This is a genomic window from Cryocola sp. 340MFSha3.1 (assembly GCF_000383315.1).
Classification (GTDB): Bacteria; Actinomycetota; Actinomycetes; order Actinomycetales; family Microbacteriaceae; genus Leifsonia.
In genome coordinates, this window is the sequence record NZ_KB911088.1 from 1,562,042 (window position 1) to 1,581,258 (window position 19,217).

Annotated in this window: 15 protein-coding genes and 1 other RNA gene; 8 read left to right on the forward strand and 8 right to left on the reverse strand. The window is 71.7% G+C overall.

Translation table 11 applies throughout. The annotated features are described in order from the left end of the window. Positions 1-146 precede the first annotated feature (146 nt). The 4 genes from H284_RS0118570 to rnpB all read left to right on the forward strand — a co-directional run bounded on the left by H284_RS0118570 (position 147) and on the right by rnpB (position 4,533). The gene (locus tag H284_RS0118570; protein WP_020077394.1) at positions 147-2,420 is read left to right on the forward strand and encodes a purine-cytosine permease family protein; all 2,274 of its coding nucleotides are present in this window, start codon (positions 147-149) and stop codon (positions 2,418-2,420) included. A gap of 100 nt (positions 2,421-2,520) precedes the next feature. Further along, on the forward strand, positions 2,521-3,339 hold the full coding sequence (locus tag H284_RS0118575) for a Nif3-like dinuclear metal center hexameric protein (protein ID WP_020077395.1): 819 nt from the start codon (positions 2,521-2,523) through the stop codon (positions 3,337-3,339). A gap of 28 nt (positions 3,340-3,367) precedes the next feature. Then, positions 3,368-4,102, forward strand: a complete 735-nt coding sequence (locus H284_RS0118580) for a zinc ribbon domain-containing protein (protein ID WP_020077396.1) — start codon at positions 3,368-3,370, stop codon at positions 4,100-4,102. A 63-nt stretch (positions 4,103-4,165) separates the two neighbouring features. Further along, positions 4,166-4,533: RNase P RNA component class A (gene rnpB, locus H284_RS20610), an RNA gene on the forward strand. Between the two features lie 69 nt (positions 4,534-4,602). Here rnpB and H284_RS0118585 read toward each other — a convergent pair. Genes H284_RS0118585 through H284_RS0118600 form a run of 4 tightly spaced genes read right to left on the reverse strand, consistent with a single transcriptional unit; the run spans position 4,603 to position 9,343 of the window. Continuing rightward, positions 4,603-5,298, reverse strand: coding sequence for a response regulator (locus H284_RS0118585; protein ID WP_020077397.1), 696 nt, complete (start codon positions 5,296-5,298; stop codon positions 4,603-4,605). Continuing rightward, positions 5,295-7,859 (reverse strand): ATP-binding protein, encoded by a 2,565-nt coding sequence (locus H284_RS0118590; RefSeq protein WP_020077398.1) that lies wholly within the window; start codon positions 7,857-7,859, stop codon positions 5,295-5,297. The genes H284_RS0118585 and H284_RS0118590 overlap by 4 nt, the downstream gene beginning before the upstream one ends. Positions 7,860-7,865: 6 nt before the next feature. Beyond that, entirely contained in the window at positions 7,866-8,699 is an 834-nt protein-coding gene (ppgK, locus tag H284_RS0118595; protein WP_018191324.1) for a polyphosphate--glucose phosphotransferase, read from the reverse strand. A gap of 26 nt (positions 8,700-8,725) precedes the next feature. Beyond that, positions 8,726-9,343, reverse strand: a complete 618-nt coding sequence (locus tag H284_RS0118600; protein ID WP_020077399.1) for a TetR/AcrR family transcriptional regulator — start codon at positions 9,341-9,343, stop codon at positions 8,726-8,728. Positions 9,344-9,409: 66 nt separating this feature from the next. On the opposite strand from H284_RS0118600, the gene H284_RS0118605 reads away from it, so the two are divergent. Beyond that, positions 9,410-10,849 (forward strand): MDR family MFS transporter, encoded by a 1,440-nt coding sequence (locus tag H284_RS0118605; protein ID WP_020077400.1) that lies wholly within the window; start codon positions 9,410-9,412, stop codon positions 10,847-10,849. Here the strand turns inward: H284_RS0118605 and map are convergent. Then, complete coding sequence (map, locus tag H284_RS0118610; RefSeq protein WP_020077401.1) at positions 10,836-11,702, reverse strand: type I methionyl aminopeptidase; 867 nt, start codon at positions 11,700-11,702, stop codon at positions 10,836-10,838. The genes H284_RS0118605 and map overlap by 14 nt on opposite strands. 12 nt (positions 11,703-11,714) lie before the next feature. Between map and H284_RS0118615 the strand changes: the two genes are divergently transcribed. Beyond that, positions 11,715-11,924: an SPOR domain-containing protein gene (locus H284_RS0118615; protein ID WP_018191320.1), complete on the forward strand. Its 210-nt coding sequence runs from the start codon at positions 11,715-11,717 to the stop codon at positions 11,922-11,924. A 69-nt stretch (positions 11,925-11,993) separates the two neighbouring features. Here H284_RS0118615 and panB read toward each other — a convergent pair whose 3' ends face one another. Next, the gene (panB, locus tag H284_RS0118620) at positions 11,994-12,845 is read right to left on the reverse strand and encodes a 3-methyl-2-oxobutanoate hydroxymethyltransferase (protein ID WP_018191319.1); all 852 of its coding nucleotides are present in this window, start codon (positions 12,843-12,845) and stop codon (positions 11,994-11,996) included. A gap of 150 nt (positions 12,846-12,995) precedes the next feature. On the opposite strand from panB, the gene glnA reads away from it, so the two are divergent. Both glnA and H284_RS0118630 read left to right on the forward strand, forming a co-directional pair. Beyond that, positions 12,996-14,333 carry a type I glutamate--ammonia ligase gene (gene glnA, locus H284_RS0118625; protein WP_020077402.1) on the forward strand — a complete coding sequence of 446 codons (1,338 nt, stop codon included), beginning with the start codon at positions 12,996-12,998 and terminating at the stop codon, positions 14,331-14,333. Between the two features lie 10 nt (positions 14,334-14,343). Next, the gene (locus H284_RS0118630; protein ID WP_020077403.1) at positions 14,344-17,367 is read left to right on the forward strand and encodes a bifunctional [glutamine synthetase] adenylyltransferase/[glutamine synthetase]-adenylyl-L-tyrosine phosphorylase; all 3,024 of its coding nucleotides are present in this window, start codon (positions 14,344-14,346) and stop codon (positions 17,365-17,367) included. Between the two features lie 120 nt (positions 17,368-17,487). Here H284_RS0118630 and H284_RS0118635 read toward each other — a convergent pair whose 3' ends face one another. Both H284_RS0118635 and H284_RS0118640 read right to left on the reverse strand, forming a co-directional pair. Further along, entirely contained in the window at positions 17,488-18,723 is a 1,236-nt protein-coding gene (locus H284_RS0118635; RefSeq protein ID WP_020077404.1) for an RNA polymerase sigma factor, read from the reverse strand. A 22-nt stretch (positions 18,724-18,745) separates the two neighbouring features. Further along, positions 18,746-19,174 carry a YciI family protein gene (locus H284_RS0118640; protein WP_020077405.1) on the reverse strand — a complete coding sequence of 143 codons (429 nt, stop codon included), beginning with the start codon at positions 19,172-19,174 and terminating at the stop codon, positions 18,746-18,748. Positions 19,175-19,217 lie beyond the last annotated feature (43 nt).

Sequence of the window (19,217 nt, forward strand, 5' to 3'; positions counted from 1 at the left end):
CCGCAGAGACTTACCGTTTCTCGGCGCGAAACGTGCAAAATGTGCGGACTCGACGGTGGATGGAGTCGGTGGGTGGGGCGGCGGGTGGTGCGGCGGCGGGAGGGAGGCTCTGCTGCTGGGAGGCGGCGCGTCGTAGTCTGGGGGCCATGGACCGGGGAGCGGCCGATCGGCACAGCGACGACGAGCTGGCGAGCGTGCTCGAGGAAGAGGTCGCGCGCATCACGTCCGCCATCCCGATCATCCTTCCCGAGGCGCTCCGCGGGGGTGCGAAGGAGGCGTCCGAGGGCGGCGCGCCCGGCGAGACCGGGCCCGACGTCGTGGCGCCCGACGAGGTGGATGCGGACGAGGCGGATGCCGACGCCGGAGATGACGAAGGGGACTGGATCGGGCCGCCCACGCAGGCGATCAGTTTCGACGACCTGCCCGTTCGCCGGGAGCCGACCGGACCCGAGCCGACGTTCAGCCCGTGGGTGGCGACGGCGGCCATCCCGATCCAGCGCAGCGAGCCGGAGCCGGAGGCGGTGCCCGAGGCGGTGCCCGAGGCGGTGCCCGTGACGCGGGAGGCGCATCCCACCGGCGCGCACGCCCTGCCGATCGGCGAGCGCGAGCCGGAGGACGAGGACGAGGCGCACCGGCCGGGGCGGCACGCGTCGGCGGCCGCCGACGCCGAGCCGGAGCCGGAGCCGGAACCCGTCGCGGCCGTCGCGCCGCCCGCGTACCCGCCGCTCGCGCGGGCGGAGCCGCTCGGGCTGGTGCCGGAAGAGCTGGCGCCGCGGGATTCGGAACCGGTTCCCGTCGTCCCGGTGGTGACGGCGGTCGCTCCCGCAGCCCCTCCGATCGAGTCCAAGGCAGCCACGCCGGAGGCCGACGGCGACGAATCGACCGATATCGACCTCCCCGCTCCCGTAGCCGCGTCGGCAGCCGCGACCGCCACTCCGCCGACGACCGGAGAAGCGCCGGCACCCGAGCCCTCCGCGAAACGCCGTCCAGCGATCTTCATCCCCGAGGCCGCCGACCTCGAACCGACGGCCGTCGAGCGCCGCGTCGGACGCGCCTCCCGGATGTTCTGGCTCTGGTTCGCCGGCACCTCCTCCCTCATCAGCGTGGGAGTCGGCGCGACGCTGTTCGCTCTCGGGCTGAGCCTGCGCCAGCTGCTCGTGGCGACCCTCGTCGGCGTCGCACTGTCGTTCCTGCCGCTCGGCCTCGGCACGCTCGCCGGCAAGTGGAGCGGCCAGCCGACGCTGGTCGTCTCGCGTGCGTCGTTCGGGTTCCGCGGGAACATCATCCCGACGGTGCTCGCGCTGGTCGTGAAGCTGTTCTGGGGGTCGGTCCTGCTCTGGCTGGCCGGGTCCGCGGCCGGGTCGCTCACGGTCGCAGAGCAGTGGCCGGGGGATGCGGTGCTCGCGACGTCCGCTGGCCTGGCTGTCACCATCCTGGCCGCCGTCGCCGTGGCCTACTTCGGGTACGCTCTCGTCGCGCGGGTGCAGCTGGTGCTGACGATCGCCTCCGCCGTGCTCATCGCGCTGATGGTGGCGGCGACCTGGCGGCACGTGGATGTGTCGCGAGCGCTCGCCGTGCCCGATGCGCTGTGGACGCACGTCGTCACCGGTGCCGTCATCGTGTTCAGCTACGTCGGACTGGCATGGGCGATGAGCAGCGCCGAGGTCGCGCGCTACCAGCGGCCGCTCTCGTCGGGCGGTGCGGCGATGCTGTGGGCGACGTTCGGCGCGGGCGTCCCCCCGCTTCTGCTGGTGTCGTACGGGGGACTGCTGGCCGCATCCAATCCGGGGCTCGCGGGGGAGCTCGCGCGCGACCCGGTGGCGGGTCTGGTGCAACTCGGGCTGCCCGCCTGGTACCCCGTGCCGCTGCTGCTCGCGGTGGGGCTGTCGCTCGTCTCGGCGCTCGTGCTGACCGTGTATTCGGCCGGTTTCACGCTCGACGCGCTGGGCGTCCGGCTGGGGCGGCGATGGAGCACGCTGATCGCCGGTGCGGCGATCGCGGCGGTGGGTGTCGTGCTGGCCGCGACGGTGACCGACCTCTCCTCCGTCATCCGTGGCGTCCCGACCGCCCTCTCCGTGCCGGTCGCGGCGTGGGTCGGCGTGTTCTCGGGCGAGATGATGCTGCGCACGCGGCGGTTCCACCAGGCGTCGCTGCTCGCCCGTGGCGGCGTCTACCCGGATTGGCGGTGGATCAACGTGGGCCTGCTGGTGGCCGGAACGGCGGTCGGGTGGGGCACGATCAGCTCGCCGTTGCCCTGGCTGGCGTGGGAGGGGTACCTCTTCCGGCTCGTCGGCATCGACCCGAACGCGGGCATCGGTGCGAGCAATATCGGGGTGGTCATCGCCCTCGTCATCGGGATGTTCGGAGTGCTCGTGAGCGCGGTCCCCGCCGTCCGGCGGCAGGAGCTGGCCGCCGCGTGACGCGAAGGGGATTCCGTCCACAGGGTTGGGCGCTGGCGCGTTGTCCACATCTCCGACCCCGTCCGGTGCCGTTCGGACCGCATCCCGTAGGCTGAACGACGTGCCCCACACCCTCGCCTCCGCCCGTGACACCATCGAGCAGCTCTGGCCGCTCGCCGGTGCCGAGAGCTGGGATGCGCCCGGGCTCGTGACGGGCGATCCGGCTGCCGCGATCGAGCGCATCCTGCTGTCTGTGGATGCGGTCGCGGCGACCGTGGGCGAGGCGGTCGAACTCGATGCCGACCTGCTGATCGCCCACCATCCGCTTCTGCTCCGCGGCATCACCAGCATCGCGGAGGACGGCTACAAGGGCGCGCTGCTCGCCCGACTGATCCGCGGCGGCGTCGCCCTGTACGCGGCGCACACCACCGCCGATGTGGTCGCCGACGGCACCAGCGACGTCCTGGCCGCGCGGCTGGGGCTCCGCGACACCCGCCCGATCTCACCGGCGGCCGACGGCACGACGGGCATCGGGCGCGTCGGTGACCTCGCGCAGCCGACGACGCTCGGACAGCTCGCTCGCGCGCTCGCCGACATCCTCCCGCCGACGGCCGGGGGAGTCCGGGCCGCCGGCGACTACCACCAGCCGGTCACGCGCGTCGCCGTCTGCGGCGGAGCGGGCGACTCCCTGCTCGGCAGCGACGCCGTGCGCAGTGCGGACGTCTACATCACTGCCGACCTGCGGCACCATCCCGCCTCCGAAGCACGCGAGCAAGCGGTGCTCGGCGGTGGTCCCGCCCTTCTCGACGTCTCCCACTGGGCGAGCGAGTGGCTCTGGCTCGACACCGCCGCCGATCAGCTGCGCGCCGCGCTGCCCGGGGTGGAGGTCGTCGTCAGCGAACTCCGCACCGACCCCTGGGATTTCGTGATCCTGCAATGACCACCTCGCACGAAGGAAGCACCACACCGTGAAAGCCAGCCCCGCCGACCAGAACGAGCTGCTGCGCCTCCAGGCGGCCGACACCCGCCTGGCGCAGCTCGCCCACGCCACCAAGAACCTGCCGCAGGCGGCCGAGCTCCTGAAGCTGCAGCCGGAGGTGGAGGCGCTCAGAGCGCGGTGGATCGCCGCGACCGGAGAGCTCGAGGATGCCCGGGCCGAGCTCAAGCGCATCGAGTCCGACGTCCAGGTCGTCGATGCGCGAGCGAAGCGCGACTCCGACCGCGTGCAGCAGTCGGCCTCGATGAAGGACGTCCAGGCACTCGAGGCGGAGCTCGCCTCGCTCGCCAAGCGCAAGAACGACCTCGAAGAGATCGAGCTGACCGTCATGCAGCGCGTCGAAGACCTCGAGCAGGCGCTCGCCGCAGTCGAGGCGGAGCGTGCCGAACTGAACGGCCGCGTCGCCGCGCTCGAAGGCGAACGCGACGAGGAGGCCGGCAAGCTGGAGGCGCAGCGCACGGCGCTCGCGAAAGATCGGGCAGCCATCGCGGAGACGCTCCCGGCCGACCTGATCGAGCTGTACGAGCGCCAGCGCACCCGCTACGGCATCGGCGCGGCGGCGCTGATCCGCGGCGTCTCCATGGGCTCCAACGTGAAGCTCACCGAGTCCGACCTCTCCGACATCCGTCGCGCTGCGGCCGACGACGTGGTGCTCTGCCCCGACAGCGGCGCCATCCTGGTGCGCGGGGAGGACTCCGGGCTCTGACCCCGTGATCCGAGGCCGGGCGGCGGTCTACCTCAGACGCCTGCGCTATCGTTGAGCGCGGAATGGGTCGGCAAGACGGTCGCGTCGGTCCGCGAGAGCGGGCCGCCGAGGAACGTCCGGGCTCCGCAGAGCAGGGCGGTGGGTAACACCCACCCGGGGCAACCCGCGAGAAAGTGCAACAGAAAGCAGACCGCCGCAGGCTTCGGCACGCGGTAAGGGTGAAACGGTGGTGTAAGAGACCACCAGCGGCCGGGGTGACCCGGCCGGCTGGGTAAACCTCGCCCGGAGCAAGGTCGGACAGGGGACCATGAGGCTGCTCGTCTCGTCCCCGGGTAGACCGCTGGAGGGCGGCGGCAACGTCGTCCCGAGATAGATGGCCGTCCGCGGTGTTCGCACCGTGACAGAACCCGGCGTATCAGCCGGCCCATTCCCTCGCGACATTCGTGCCGAATGTGCGCTTTCGGGCGCTCAAAACGCACATTCGTGCCGAATCTTCGGCGTCAGGCGTCGTCGGGCGTGAAGCGGTAGCCCATCCCGGGCTCCGTGAGCAGGTAGCGCGGCCGCGACGGCTCCGGCTCCAGCTTCTTGCGCAGCTGCGACAGGTAGAGCCGCAGGTACCCGGTGTCCGTCGTGTACTGCGGTCCCCACACCTGGGTCAGCAGGGATTGGCGCGTCACCAGGCGCCGCGGGTTCCGCAGCAGCACCTCCAGGATCTGCCACTCGGTCGGCGTGAGCCGCACCGCATGGGCCCCGCCGTCCCCGTCCCGCCGGGTCACCTGGCGCGCCGCGAGGTCGACCGTCACGTCACCGAATGTGATGACCGGTTCGTCCGCCGTCGTACTCTGCCGCCGGGTGAGGGCGCGGATGCGCGCGAGCAGCTCGTCCGCCGCGAACGGCTTCGTGACGTAGTCGTCGGCGCCGGCGTCGAGGGCGTCGACCTTGTCGGCGGAGCCCGTGCGGCCGGAGACCACGAGGATGGGCACGCTCGACCAGCCGCGGAGCCCTTCGATGACCTCGATGCCGTTGAGCTCCGGCATCCCCAGGTCGAGCATCACCAGCTCCGGATGCTGGTCGACCGCGACACTGAGCGCCTCGGCCCCGCTCCGCGCGGTGAGCACCTGGTAGCCGCGGGCGGTGAGCAGGATGCGCAGCGCGCGCAGGATCTGCGGGTCGTCGTCGGCGATGAGGATCTTCACGCGTCCGCCTCCCGTGCCGCGGGCAGGGAGACGACCATGGTGAGTCCGCCGCCGGGCGTGTCCTCCGCTTCGAGTGTGCCGCCCATCCCTTCGACGAAACCCTTCGACAGGGCGAGCCCGAGACCGATGCCGGCATCGTTGTCGGTGTCCGACAGCCGCTGGAACGGCGCGAAGACTGCCTCGCGGCGCTCGGCGGGGATGCCCGGCCCGCGGTCGATGACGCGCAGCTCGACCGTCCCGGCGAACTCGCTGGCGGCGAGCACAGGCCGCGCGTCCGGAGGGCTGTAGCGGAGGGCGTTGCCGAGCAGATTCACGATGACACGTTGGAGCAGAACGCCGTCGGCCAGCATCGGCGGCACGTGGGCGCCGAGATCCAGCTCGACGTCGCCGGGGCCGGCCCCCAGTTCGTCGAGCGCGGGAAGCACCACGTCATCCACCTCGGTCGGGGCCAGCGAGACCGCCAGCGCGCCGGCCTGCACCCGGCTGGCGTCGAGCAGGTCGGTGACGAGGGATGCGAGGCCGTGGAGGCTGTCCTCCGCGGTCTCCAGCAGCGCCTCCCGGTCGTCATCGCCGAGCGCGAGGTCCGACTGCCGCAGGGTGGTCACCGCTGCGGTCGCGGCCGCGAGCGGTCGGCGGAGGTCGTGCCCGACCGCGGCGAGCAGCGCGCTGCGGACGCGGTCGGCTTCGGCGAGGGGCGCGAGCTCCGCGGCCGTGGCGGTGAGGCGGCGGTGTTCGAGCGCGGCCTCCAGTTGCGCGACGATGGCAGACAGCAGCCGGCGGTCGCTCGCCTCCAGGTCGCGCCCGTACAGCTCCAACGTCGCGATCTCGCGCAGCGCGGACGAGGTGGACGCGCGGCCCGTCGTCCCGCCTCTGTCGTCGCCCGCCGCCGGCCCGACCGGGATGCGCTGCACCGGGTCCGACGCGCCGGCCTCGCCGTCCTCGGCCACGATGGTCTGTCCGCCGTCCTGCGCGGCGACCACGAGGCGCACCGCACTCAGTCCGAACGCCTCCCGGGTGCGAGCGACGAGCGCCTGCAGCGCATCCTCGCCGCGGATCACCCCGCCGGCGACCGTGGCCAGCAGTTCCGCCTCCGCTGCTGCCCGGATCGCCGCACGGCTGCGGCGCGCCGCCTGGTCGACCACCAGGCTGACGAGCGCCGCAATGACGACGAACAGGATGAGCGCGAGCAGGTGCAGGGGCTCGCCGACCGTGATCGTGTAGAGCGGATCCACGAAGAAGAAGTCGAGCGTCAGCCCCGAGAGCAGCGCCGCGAAGAGCGCCGGCCAGATGCCGCCGACAAGGGCGACCAGCACGACGAGGAGCTGGTAGCTGAGGACATCCGCCGTCATCGACTCGCTCGACCGCACACTGGTGAGCAGCAGGGTCAGCAGAGGGCCGCCGATCAGGGCGAGCGCGAACCCGTACACCCGGCGTCGCACGGTCAGCCCGCCGCGCGGACGCGGCAACGAGAACCGCCCGCCGGCGCGCGCATGCGACACGATGTGCACGTCGATGTCACCGGACTCGCGGATGACGGTCGCGCCGATCCCCGGACCGGTCAGCAGCGCGGCGAGCCGGCTGCGACGGGAGACGCCGATCACCAGCTGGGTCGCGCTCTCGCCGCGGGCGAACTCCACCAGGGCGCGCGGGATGTCGTCGCCGACCACCTGGTGATAGCTGCCGCCGAGCTGCTCCACCAGCGCGCGCTGCGCCGCGAGGACCCCGGGCTGGGCCTCACGGAGGCCGTCCTGGCTGGTGACGTGCACGGCGAGCAGTTCGCCGCCGGCGCTCCGTGCGGCGATGCGCGCTCCGCGGCGGAGCAGCGTCTCGCCTTCCGGGCCGCCGGTGAGCGCGACGACGACGCGCTCGCGCGCCTCCCAGGTGCCGGCGATCCCGTGCTCGGCGCGGTACGCCAGCAGCGCGTTGTCGACCTCGTCGGCGAGCCACAGGAGCGCCAGCTCGCGCAGGGCGGTCAGGTTGCCGAGGCGGAAGTAGTTCGACAGGGCGGCATCCACCCGCGCCGCCGGGTACACGAGGCCGTCGGCCAGCCGGTCGCGCAGCGCCTGCGGCGCCAGGTCGACCAGCTCGATGCGGTCCGCCCGCCGGAGCACGGCATCCGGGATGGTCTCCCGCTGCGGAACACCGGTGATCTGCTCGACCACGTCGTTCAGCGACTCGATGTGCTGGATGTTGACGGTCGAGATCACGTCGATCCCGGCCTCCAGCAGGGTCTCGACGTCCTGCCAGCGCTTCTCGTGCTCCGAGCCCGGAGCGTTCGTGTGCGCGAGCTCGTCGACCAGGGCGACGCGGGGATTGCGGCGCAGGACCGCATCCAGGTCCAGCTCGGTGAGCGTCACCCCGCGGTGCTCGATGGTGCGCCGGGGCACGACCTCGAGCGTGTCGACGAGAGCGGCTGTGGCCGCGCGGTCGTGCGTCTCGACGATGGCGACGACGACGTCCTTCCCGAGCGCGCGGAGCCGTTCGCCCTCTTCGAGCATGGCGAACGTCTTGCCCACGCCCGGGGCGGCACCCAGCATCACCCGGAGGCGACCCCGCGGCATGGGATGTTACGCCGGGGTCGGCGCGGGCGCGTCCTGGGGCGTCCCGGCCTCCGCGCTGCGGCCGCGCTCGCCGGCGTCGCGGCGCTCGTTGCGGACGGTCAGGGCCGCGGCGCCGAGGATGCCCGCGTTGTTGCGGTGCACGGCGGGGACGATCGGGGTCTTCAGCTTCAGCAGAGGAAGGAACTCCTCGTAGTGCTTCGAGACACCGCCTCCCACGATGAAGAGGTCGGGCGTGAACAGGAACTCGACGGTCGAGTAGTACTTCTGCAGGCGCTTCGCCCACTTCTCCCAGCTGAGGTCTTCGCGCTCCTTGGCGGAGTACGCGGCGCGCGACTCGGCGTCGTGGCCGTCGATCTCCAGGTGGCCGAGCTCGGCGTTCGGGATGAGGATGCCGTCGTAGATCAGCGCGGAGCCGATGCCCGTGCCCAGCGTGGTCATGATGACCAGGCCGTCCTTGCCCTTCGCCGCGCCGAAGCGGGTCTCGGCGTATCCGGCGGCGTCTGCGTCGTTGACGAAGTGGATGTCGCGACCGAGAGCCTTCTCGAAGAGGTCCTCGGCGTGCAGACCGATCCAGTCCTTCGCGACGTTGGCGGCCGAGAGGGTGACCCCGTGGCTGACGATCGCGGGGAAGCAGACGCCGACCGGCGCATCCGGCTCTTCCTGGGCCAGGCGGTCGACGATCTCTTTCGTGGTCTCGACGATGTCGTCCGGCTTGCCGCCCTCCGGAGTGGGCAGCTTGACCCTGTCGCTCACGAGCTCGCCGGTCGACAGGTCGACCAGGCCTCCCTTGATGCCGGTTCCGCCGATGTCGATGCCGATCGCGTGCTTCTGCGAAGTCATGCCTCGAATCTACCGCGCCGCGAACCTCACTGCGTGCCGCCACCCGGCCGACGGGTCGCCAGCGCGAGGGGGAGGAACGCATCGTCGACGAACGACTGGAGCGTCGCGTCGTCGGCCGGCGTGAGCCGCATCAGCATCTCGTGGCGGACGAGGGTGAGCGGGAGGTCGGCGACGACGGGGGAGAGCCGGGCGAGGTCGATCTCGCCCCGGGCGTCCGCGCGCTCGAGGATGGCGCCGAGCTGTGTCGGCTGGTCGCCGATCAGACGTTGACGGAGGCCGGCGATGCCGCCGTCGGCCTCGGTGACGACGCCGGAGAACCGGAGCAGCACCTCCGTCACCAGTCCGCGCCGCCGGGTGTTCATCTGGCGCAGCAGGTCGAGCGTGTCCTCCCGCAGGCTGCCGTGGTCGGGCACCTGGATCGGCTCGGCGGCGAAGTGGTGGCGGATGGCCGCGAGCGCCAGGTCGCTCCGGGTCGCCCAGCGGCGGGCGAGGACGGGGCGGCTGGTGCCCGCGCGGGCGGCGACGGCCTCCATGGTGAGGGCGGCGAAGCCGTGTTCATCGAGCTCGTCCCAGGCGGCGTCGAGCAGCGCGCTCTCGAGGGCCGCGCCGCGGCGTCGACGACCAGCGGTTTCTTTAGAGTCCATTTGCGCATCTTATCCGATCGTCGTACGATCTCGTTAAGATACAAACGCGCATCTTAAGGAGCGGATATGGCGGACAAACTGGACCGGACGGTCGTGCGGACGGCGACCGCACTCGTCATCGGCGCGCTGGCGGTGGTCTTCGACACGACCATCCTCAGCGTCGCCCTCCACACCCTGGCGAGCGACCTGCACACGACGGTCGCGCAGATCCAGTGGGTGACCACCGGGTATCTGCTCGCGCTCGCCGCGACGGTGCCGCTGTCGGCGTGGTGCCTGGCGCGCTGGGGCGGAAAACGGGTGTGGATGGTGGCACTGGCGATCTTCCTCGCCGGCTCGGTGCTCTCGGGCCTGGCCTGGAACGCGGACTCCCTCATCGCCTTCCGCGTGCTCCAGGGCGTCGGCGGCGGTCTCATGCTGCCCGTGATGACGACGATGGTGATGGAGGTGGCCGGCGGCCGTCAGCTCGGCCGCGTCTCGGCGGTGATCGGCCTCCCGGCGATGGCCGGCCCGATCCTCGGACCGGTTATCGGCGGCCTCATCCTCGCGCTCGGCGACTGGCGCTGGGTGTTCTGGGTCAACATCCCGTTCTCGGTCGCCGGTCTCCTGCTGGCCTGGCGGATGCTGCCATCGGACCGCGGCCGCGACCCGAAGCGCCGTCTCGACCTGGTCGGCGTGCTGCTCCTGGTGCCCGGGCTCGCGGGACTGCTGCTGGGCCTGTCCGACTCGGTGCTCGACGGCGGGTTCGCGCGGCTCGACGCGTGGCTGCCCCTGGTGGGAGGCGCGATCCTCGTCGCCGCCTTCGTGTTCTGGGCACTGCGGCGGAAGGGCGCTGCGCTGGTGGATGTGCGGCTGCTGCGCGTCCGCTCGGTCTGGTCGGCATCCACTCTGCTGTTCCTCTCCAGCGTCGCCCTGTACGGCGCGATGCTATTGCTGCCGTTGTTCTGGCAGCAGGCACGGGGGACGGATGCGCTCGGCGCCGGACTGCTCCTCGTGCCGCAGGGGCTCGGGACGCTGGCGTGTCGCCCGATCGCCGGGCGCCTCATCGACCGCATCGGTGCGCGGTGGATCGCGGTGGCCGGATTCGCGGTGGTCGCGGTGGCGACCATCCCGTTCGCGCTCGGTCCGACGTCGGCGGCCGATCCGCTGCTGCTTGTCGCCCTGTTCGTGCGCGGGTTCGGGCTCGGCGCGATCACGATGCCGCTCATGGTGGCGTCGTACCAGGGGCTCGCGGGGGAGCAGATCGCGCACTCCAGCATCCTGACCCGGACGGCGCAGCAGCTGGGCGGATCGTTCGGTACGGCGCTGTTCGCCGTGCTGCTGCAAGCGGCGGTGCAGGGCGGGGCGTCGGTGTCGTCGGCCTTCGACACCGCGTTCTGGGTGGCGACGGCGGCGACGGTGCTCGGCGTGGGGATCGCGTTCGTGCTGCCGTCGCCCGCGCGGGCGACGGCCGACGACGCAGTTCCGGCGCCGGTCGCGCCGGCTCCCGTGGACGTCAGGGGAGCGTGAGCACCTCGGCGCCGCGCTCGGTCACGACCAGGGTGTGCTCGAACTGTGCGGTGATGCTCCGGTCACGGGTCACCACCGTCCAGTCGTCGGCCCACATCTCCCACTCGTGCGTGCCGAGGGTGAGCATCGGCTCGATGGTGAACACCATCCCCGGCTCCATCACGTCGTCGTGGGCGGGCGCCGAGTCGTAGTGCGGGATGATCAGGCCGGAGTGGAAGGCCGCGCCGACGCCGTGACCGGTGAAGTCGCGGACCACTCCGTAGCCGAAGCGCTTGGCGTACGACTCGATCGCCCGGCCGATGACGTTGACCTGCCGCCCTGGAGCGACGGCCTTGATGCCACGGTTCAAGGCTTCGCGGGTGCGCTCGACGAGACCGGCGACCTCGTCGGAGGCGGTGCCGGCGATGAAGGTCTGGTTGCTGTCGCCGTGGAAGCCGTTCTTGTAGGCGGTGATGTCGATGTTGACGATGTCGCCGTCCTCGATCACCGTGTCGTCCGGGATGCCGTGGCAGATGACCTCGTTGACCGAGCTGCAGATCGACTTCGGGTAGCCGCGGTAGCCGAGCGTCGACGGGTAGGCGTCGTGGGCGAGCAGGAACTCGTGCCCGATCGCATCCAGCTCCTCCGTCGTCACGCCGGGGCGGACGGCCTCGCCGACGCGCTCGATCGCCTGCGCGGCGATGCGCCCGGACTCGCGGATGAGCTCCACCTCGTCGGGCGTGTAGACGTCGCCGCGGGTGTACGGAGCGGGCCCGGGGCGGCCGACGTACTCGGGGCGCGCGATCCGGCTGGGCACGGGCCGCATCGGTGTGACGCGACCGGGGATCAGGTGACCGGCGGAATCCTTGGGCATACGATCAACCTTATGACGAGCGACGAGTACGGCATCAAGCAGGATGCCGAGCACAAGTACTGGTACAACATGAAGACCGGCGAGGTGGAGCAGGGTTTCCTGTCGCCCGCGCCGAACCGCGTCGGCCCGTTCGACACCCGCGACGAGGCCGAGCACGCCCTCGAGAAGCTGCGCGAGAACTCCGCGAAGTGGGCCGAGGAGGACGCCGAGGACGGTCGCTAGCCCCGCGACGGTCGGCCGCTCTGCCGCGGCCGGCCGCGCCGAGGCGCCCTTCGCCGGCGCCGGCGGCCGCTAGAAGCTGTGCTCGTCGGTCGGGAACGTCCGCTCCTGCACATCCGCCTTGTACGCGCGCGCCGCATCCGACAGCACGGTCTTGATGTCGGCGTACTGCTTGACGAAGCGCGGCACCCGGCCCGTCGTGAAGCCGGCCCAGTCGGTCCACACGAGCAGCTGGCCGTCGACGTGCGGCCCCGCACCGACACCGATCGTCGGGATGCGCAGCTCGGCCGTCACGCGCTTGGCCACCTCGGCCGGCACCATCTCGAGGACGACCGCGAACGCGCCAGCCTCCTCGACAGCGTGCGCGTCGGCGAGCACGTCGTCCGCCGCCTGGCCGCGTCCCTGCACGAGGTGACCGCCGAGCCCGTGCTCGCTCTGCGGGGTGAAGCCGATGTGCGCCATGACGGGGATGCCCGCGTCGACGATCCGGCGGATCTGCTCGGCGCTGCGCCGGCCGCCCTCGAGCTTCACCGCGTGCGCACCGGTCTCCTTCATGAAGCGGACCGCGGTGTGCAGCGCCTCGAGCGGGCCGGTCTCGTACGAGCCGAACGGCATGTCCGCGACGACGAACGCCCGCTTGACCGCGCCGGCGACCGCACGCGTCAAGGGGATGAGGTCGTCGACCGTGACCGGGAGCGTGGTGTCGTAGCCCAACACGTTGTTGCCGGCGGAGTCGCCGACGAGGAGGAAGTCGATGCCCGCCTCATCGAAGATCTGGGCGGTGAGCATGTCGTAGCTCGTCAAGCCGGTGAACGGCGCCCCCTCCTCCTTCGCCGCCTGGAAGTGGCGGGTGCGCACCCGCTTCAGCGACTGCATCGACGAGGTCGCGGGATGGACGGAGGGCACCGGTGACTGCTCACTCATGCGGCTCAGTCTAGTGACGGACATCGGGGCGCCTGGGCTCAGGCCGGAACCGGCTCCAACAGGCTCCGCTTCTCGGTGTTGCACCGACGCGTTGCGGGGTGGACGCTGCCCGCAACCAGTAGTCTGGACACGGCCGAGGAAAGGGGCAGGATGGACAAGCAGCGCGACTTCGTTCTTCGCACGATCGAGGAGCGTGGCGTCAAGTTCGTGAGGCTGTGGTTCACGGACGTCGTCGGCACACTGAAGTCCGTCGCGATCGCCCCGGCCGAGGTCGAGGGGGCGTTCAGCGAGGGGCTCGGGTTCGACGGTTCCGCCATCGAGGGCCTCACCCGCGCCTACGAGTCCGACCTGCTCGCCCTTCCGGACGCGACGACCTTCCAGATCCTTCCGTGGCGGGGCGAGATCGACCCGACCGCGCGCATGTTCTGCGACATCACGACGCCGGACGGTCAGCCGGCCGTCTCCGACCCGCGGAACGTGCTCAAGCGGACGCTGGAGAAGGCGGCCGACCGCGGCTTCACCTTCTACACGCATCCCGAGATCGAGTTCTACCTGCTCAAGTCGTCGTCCTTCGGCACCGAGGGGCCGGAGCCGGTCGACTCGGCCGGCTACTTCGACAACGTCCCCGGCGGCACCGCCCACGACTTCCGCCGCCGCTCGGTGCGCATGCTCGAAGACCTCGGCATCTCGGTCGAGTTCAGCCACCACGAGGCCGGTCCCGGGCAGAACGAGATCGACCTTCGGTACGCCGACGCGCTCACCACGGCCGACAACATCATGACGTTCCGGACGGTCATCAAGGAGGTGGCCATCGAGCAGGGCGTGTACGCCACCTTCATGCCGAAGCCGCTCTACGGTCACCCGGGATCCGGGATGCACACCCACATGTCGCTGTTCGAGGGCGACACCAATGCGTTCTTCGAGCCGGGTGCCCAGTACCAGCTGTCGAAGATCGGCCGCCAGTTCATCGCGGGCCTGCTGCGTCACGCCCCGGAGATCACCGCGGTCACCAACCAATTCGTGAACTCGTACAAGCGGCTGTGGGGCGGAGACGAGGCGCCCAGCTTCGTCAGCTGGGGCCACAACAACCGGTCTGCGCTGGTCCGCGTCCCGCTGTACAAGCCGAGCAAGGGCCAGAGCTCGCGCGTCGAGTACCGGGCGATGGACTCGGCAGCGAACCCGTACCTCGCGTTCTCGCTCCTGCTCGCGGCCGGCCTGAAGGGCATCGAGGGCCAGTACGAGTTGCCGCCGGAGGCAGAGGACAACGTCTGGGCCCTGTCCGACGCCGAGCGCCGCGCCCTCGGGTACAGCCAGCTCCCGGCCAGCCTCGACCACGCCATCTCCCTGATGGAGGACTCGGAGCTCGTCGCCGAGACGCTCGGCGAGCAGGCCTTCAACTACGTCCTGCTCAACAAGCGCAAGGAGTGGGCGGAGTACCGGGCGCAGGTCACCCCGTACGAGCTGCGATCCAACCTCGAGATCCTCTGACCCCTTCGTCGTGACGCGGCAGCAGCTCTCCCTCACCGCCCTGGCGCGCGCCGGGTTCGTGGGGCTGAGTTCGGTCCGTGACGCGCTGGACGAGCTCGCCGACCTCACCGGACTGACTCCCGAGACGCTGATCTCGGCGCTGTCCGCTGCGGCCGATCCCGACACCGCGCTCGCCTCCGCGCTGCGGCTGCTGCGGCAGGCGCCGGAACAGGCGACGGCGGCTCTCCGCGCCGAGGAGGACGCCCGCCGGGTGTTCCGCGTGATCGGGGCGTCGGAGGGCGCGGCCGAGTTCTTCCTCCGCCAGCCGTTCGAGGTGGATGCGCTCGCCGCGCCGATCGCCGAGCTCCCGTCGGCCGACGAACTGCGTGAGGACCTGCTCGCCGTCGTCGGAGCGGTCGACGGCGTGGCCGCCGACGGCGAGGAGAGCGCGTGGACGCGCCTCCGCATCCGCTACCGCCGCCGCCTCGTCCAGGTGGCGAGCTTCGACCTGGAGCAGGCCGACCCCGTCGGCGGGTTCGACGCGGTCGCCGCGACGCTCTCCGACCTCGCCGCGGCGGCGCTCGAGGCCTCGCTGGCCGTGGCACGGCGGATGACCATCGGCACCGGTCCCGGCCGCTTCCCCGAAGAGCAGGTGCGCGCGACGCGCTTCGCCGTCATCGGGATGGGCAAGGCGGGCGCTCGCGAACTGAACTACGTCAGCGACGTCGACGTCATCTTCGTCACTGAGGGCGACGACGCGGCCGGACTGGAGCCGGGCCGCGCGGTCGACATCGCCACCCGTCTCGCGATGCTGACGATGCGCGGCATCCACGAGCCGGCCATCGAGCCGGGGCTGTGGGAGGTCGACCCCAATCTGCGGCCGGAGGGCAAGGACGGCGCGCTCGTCCGCACGCTCGACTCGCACATCGCCTACTACGACCGGTGGGCGAAGGGATGGGAGTTCCAGGCCCTGCTCAAGGCACGTCCGCTCGCGGGCGACCCCGGGCTCGGCGAGCGGTACGTCGCGGCCCTCGCGCCGAAGGTGTGGAGCAGCGCCTCCCGCGAGAACTTCGTGGAGTCGGTGCAGCGGATGCGCGAGCGCGTCACCGACCACATCCCGGACGACGAGGTCCACTACCAGCTGAAGCTCGGCCCGGGCGGGCTGCGCGATGTCGAGTTCACCGTCCAGTTGCTGCAGCTCGTCCACGGCCAGACCGACGACGCCGTGCGGCAGCGCGACACGCTCTCCGCGCTGGCAGCCCTCGCCGAGCAGGGCTACGTCGGGCGGGAGGAGGCGGCGACCTTCTCGCGCGACTACCGGTCGCTCCGCCTGATGGAGCACCGGCTACAGTTGCGCCGCCTGAGCCGCACCCACCTGATGCCGCGCGACGAGGCGGATGTGCGCATCCTCGCACGCGCCACCGGCTTGGCGCCCAGCGCCGATGGGCTCCTCGTGCAGTGGAACGAGATCAAGCACCGCGTGCGCGGGCTGCACGAGCGGCTCTTCTACCGCCCTCTGCTCAGCGCGGTCGCGGCGACACCCGCCGACGACGCGCGGCTCGGCGGGGGAGCGGGGCTCACCAGCGAGCAGGCCGAGGCACGTCTCGCCGCGATCGGGTTCCGCGACCCGCGCGGGGCGCTTTCGCACATCGGCGCGCTCACCTCCGGCGTCTCGCGGCGGGCGGCGATCCAGCGGCACCTCCTCCCGGTGATGCTGCAGTGGTTCGCGAGCGGTCCGGATCCCGACTACGGCCTCCTCACCTTCCGGCGACTCAGCGAAGAGCTGGGCAGCACGCACTGGTACCTGCGGATGCTGCGCGACTCCACGGGGGCGGCCGAAGGCCTCACGCGCGTGCTGTCCGGCTCGCGGTTCGCCGGCGAGCTGCTGGGACGCATCCCCGAGTCCGTTGCGTGGCTTGAGGACGAAGACGAGCTGCGGCCCCGCCCGGCGGCGCTGCTGCGGGAGGAGACGGCCGCGATCCTCGCCCGGCACGAATCGGTCGACACAGCCGCCGCGGCGCTCCGCGCGGTGCGCCGACGGGAGATCCTGCGGCTCGCGTTCTCCGGCATCCTCGGCTTCGCCACGATCGAGGAGCTGGCGCACGGGCTCACCGACGTCACCGAGAACATCATCTCGGGTGTGCTGGAGGCCATCCGGCTCGCCCGAGGGGATGCGGACCAGCTGGAGTTCGCCGTCATCGGCATGGGGCGCTTCGGCGGTCGCGAGCTCGGCTTCGGTTCCGATGCCGACGTGATGTACGTGTTCCGGCCGCTGGCGGCGGAACAGGAGGCCGCGAACCGGAGCGCCCTGGCGATCGTCTCGGAGCTGAACCGGCTCACCGAGGACAACCGGCTCCCGCTCGACCTCGACATCGGCCTGCGCCCGGAGGGGAAGAACGGACCGCCGGCGCGGTCCCTCGACTCGTACCGTGCCTACTATCAGCGCTGGTCGCTCACCTGGGAGGCGCAGGCGCTCCTGCGCGCCCGCGGGATCGCGGGGGACACCGGCCTGCTCGCCGACTTCACGGAGCTCGCCGACGAGGTGCGCTATCCGCAGAGCATCGGCGAGCAGGAGATCCGCGAGGTGAAGCGCATCAAGGCGCGCGTCGAGAACGAGCGCCTGCCGCAGGGCGCCGACCCGTCGCGCCACCTCAAGCTCGGGCGCGGTTCGCTGAGCGACGTCGAGTGGTTCGTCCAGCTGATCCAGCTGCAGCACGCCGCCGAGGTGCCCGCGTTGCGGACCACATCCACTCTGGATGCGCTGGCTGCGGCCGCTGAGCACGGGTTCGTCTCCGCCGAGGACGCCGCGCGGCTGCGTGACGCGTGGGTGTTCGCATCCCGGACCCGATCGGCGATGACCCTGTGGGCGGACAAGACCGCCGATGTGCTGCCGTCCGACCGCGTCGCGCTCGACGGCGTCGCCCGGCTCATGGAGTACCCGCCCGGCTCCGCCTCCCGCCTCGAGGAGGACTACCTCGCGGTGACGCGCCGCGCCCGTCAGGTCTTCGAGCGCGCCTTCTACGGCCTCCCGCAGCGCCCCGCCCCCACCGCCTGACCCGCCCGCGCCCCTTCCCCCCACCGTCGAGTCCGCAAACTTTGCACGGTTTCGGGGCGCCCAGCGTGCAAAGTTTGCGGACTCGACGGTGGTGGGGAGGGCGCGGAGGGCGCGGAGGGGTCAGGCGTCGCGGAGGCGGGCGGCTTTGGCGAGCAGGACGTCGCGCTCGCGTTCGTTCGCGGTGAGGGCCGCCGCCGCGGTCAGCTCCGAGGCCGCCTCCTCGGTGCGCCCGAGGCGCGCCAGCAGTTCGCCGCGGACGCTCGGCAGCAAGTGCGACCCCGGGAGGGCGCCGCGTGCGGCGAGCTCGTCGGCGATCCGCAGCGCGTTGGCCGGACCGGTCGCCATCGACACCGCCGCGGCCCGGTTCAGCTCCACCACCGGGCTCGGGGCGATCCGGCCGAGCGCTTCGTAGAGGATGACGATGCGGTCCCAATCGGTGTCGTCGGCGCTCGGCGCGACCGCGTGGCATTCGGCGATGGCGGCCTGCAGCGCGTACGGCCCGCGCCCGCGACCCAGCTCGTCCGCCCGGGCGAGCGCCGCCCGTCCACGGAGGATCTGCGCGCGGTCCCATCGCGTCCGGTCCTGCTCGGTCAGCAGCACCGGAGTCCCGTCCGGCCGGGTCCGCGCCGGGAAACGGGCGGCCTGCAACTCCATGAGAGCGACGAGCGCATGCGCCTCGGGCTCCCGGGGCAGCAGGGCGGCGACCATGCGTCCCAGCCGCAGCGCCTCGTTCGCGAGGTCGGCCCGCATCCACTCGCGTCCCGTCGTCGCTGCGTAGCCTTCCGTGAAGATCAGGTAGACGACGCTGAGCACGCCGGCCAGCCGTTGCTTCCACTCGGTCGGCTCGGGGGAGGCGAAGGGGATGCGCGCGGCGGCGATGGTCTTCTTGGCCCGGACGATCCGCTGCTGCACGGTGGCGACCGGCACGAAGTACATCCGGGCGATCTCCGCCGTGCTGAGCCCGGCCACCACGCGCAGGGTGAGCGCGACCTGGCCTTCCCTCGACAGGGCAGGATGGCACGCGGTGAACACGAGCCGGAGCACGTCGTCGTCGATCGGCTCCCAGGAGTCTTCGGCCGTCTCCTCCAGTGTCGCCGCGATCGCCCGGTACCGGTCGTCGAGCCGTTCGCGCCGCCGCCACTGGTCGATCGCGCGGCGCTTCGCCACGGCGACGAGCCAGCCGCCCGGGTTCTCGGGCACGCCATCCCGGGGCCATTGGTTCAGCGCCTCGACGAGCGCCTCCTGCGCGAGATCCTCGGCCAGGCCGACGTCGCCGGTCACCTTCGCGAGCGTCGCGACGACGCGCGCTCCGTCGATGCGCCAGACGGCGTCGACCCGTGCCGGGATCCCGCTCATCTTCTGCTGCTTCCCGCTCTGCTCAGGCCTTGTCGGAGGCCGCGCGCCACTCGGCCTCCTTCTGGATGTACTCGTTGTCGGCGAAGGCGGCGAAGTCGCTCTCGTCGGTGACGCGGCGCACCTCCAGCTTCGAGCCGGGGCCGAGCGGGCATCGGCTGGCCCACTCCGCTGCCTCCTCCTTCGAGCCGACCTCCAGGATCCAGAAGCCGTTGAACAGCTCGTGGGTCTCGCCGTAGGGGCCGTCCGTGATCGCCGGGGGCGTCGACGAGAAGTCCACGACGAATCCCGTCTCGGCGACATCATCCGCGAGGCCGTCGCCCGACAGCAGGACGCCCGCGGAGATCAGCTGCTCGTTGTACTTGCCCATCTGGGTGATGACCTCGTTGAAGTCCATCTCCTGGTAGGCCTGCTTCGCGGCGTCGTCCGAGCGCATGATCAGCATGTACTTCATGGGGTGTCTCCCTCAGATCCGGGGTGCTTCGGTCGCACCCTCC

Bases quoted from the DNA above. Each gene is read 5' to 3' on its own strand.
- H284_RS0118570 (WP_020077394.1), top strand. From the start codon at position 147: ATGGACCGGGGAGCGGCCGATCGGCACAGCGACGACGAGCTGGCGAGC.
- H284_RS0118590 (WP_020077398.1), bottom strand. From the start codon at position 7,859: ATGCCGCGGGGTCGCCTCCGGGTGATGCTGGGTGCCGCCCCGGGCGTG.
- H284_RS0118600 (WP_020077399.1), bottom strand. From the start codon at position 9,343: ATGGACTCTAAAGAAACCGCTGGTCGTCGACGCCGCGGCGCGGCCCTC.
- H284_RS0118615 (WP_018191320.1), top strand. From the start codon at position 11,715: ATGACGAGCGACGAGTACGGCATCAAGCAGGATGCCGAGCACAAGTAC.
- glnA (WP_020077402.1), top strand. From the start codon at position 12,996: ATGGACAAGCAGCGCGACTTCGTTCTTCGCACGATCGAGGAGCGTGGC.
- map (WP_020077401.1), bottom strand. From the start codon at position 11,702: ATGCCCAAGGATTCCGCCGGTCACCTGATCCCCGGTCGCGTCACACCG.
- ppgK (WP_018191324.1), bottom strand. From the start codon at position 8,699: ATGACTTCGCAGAAGCACGCGATCGGCATCGACATCGGCGGAACCGGC.
- H284_RS0118605 (WP_020077400.1), top strand. From the start codon at position 9,410: ATGGCGGACAAACTGGACCGGACGGTCGTGCGGACGGCGACCGCACTC.
- H284_RS0118640 (WP_020077405.1), bottom strand. From the start codon at position 19,174: ATGAAGTACATGCTGATCATGCGCTCGGACGACGCCGCGAAGCAGGCC.
- panB (WP_018191319.1), bottom strand. From the start codon at position 12,845: ATGAGTGAGCAGTCACCGGTGCCCTCCGTCCATCCCGCGACCTCGTCG.
- H284_RS0118635 (WP_020077404.1), bottom strand. From the start codon at position 18,723: ATGAGCGGGATCCCGGCACGGGTCGACGCCGTCTGGCGCATCGACGGA.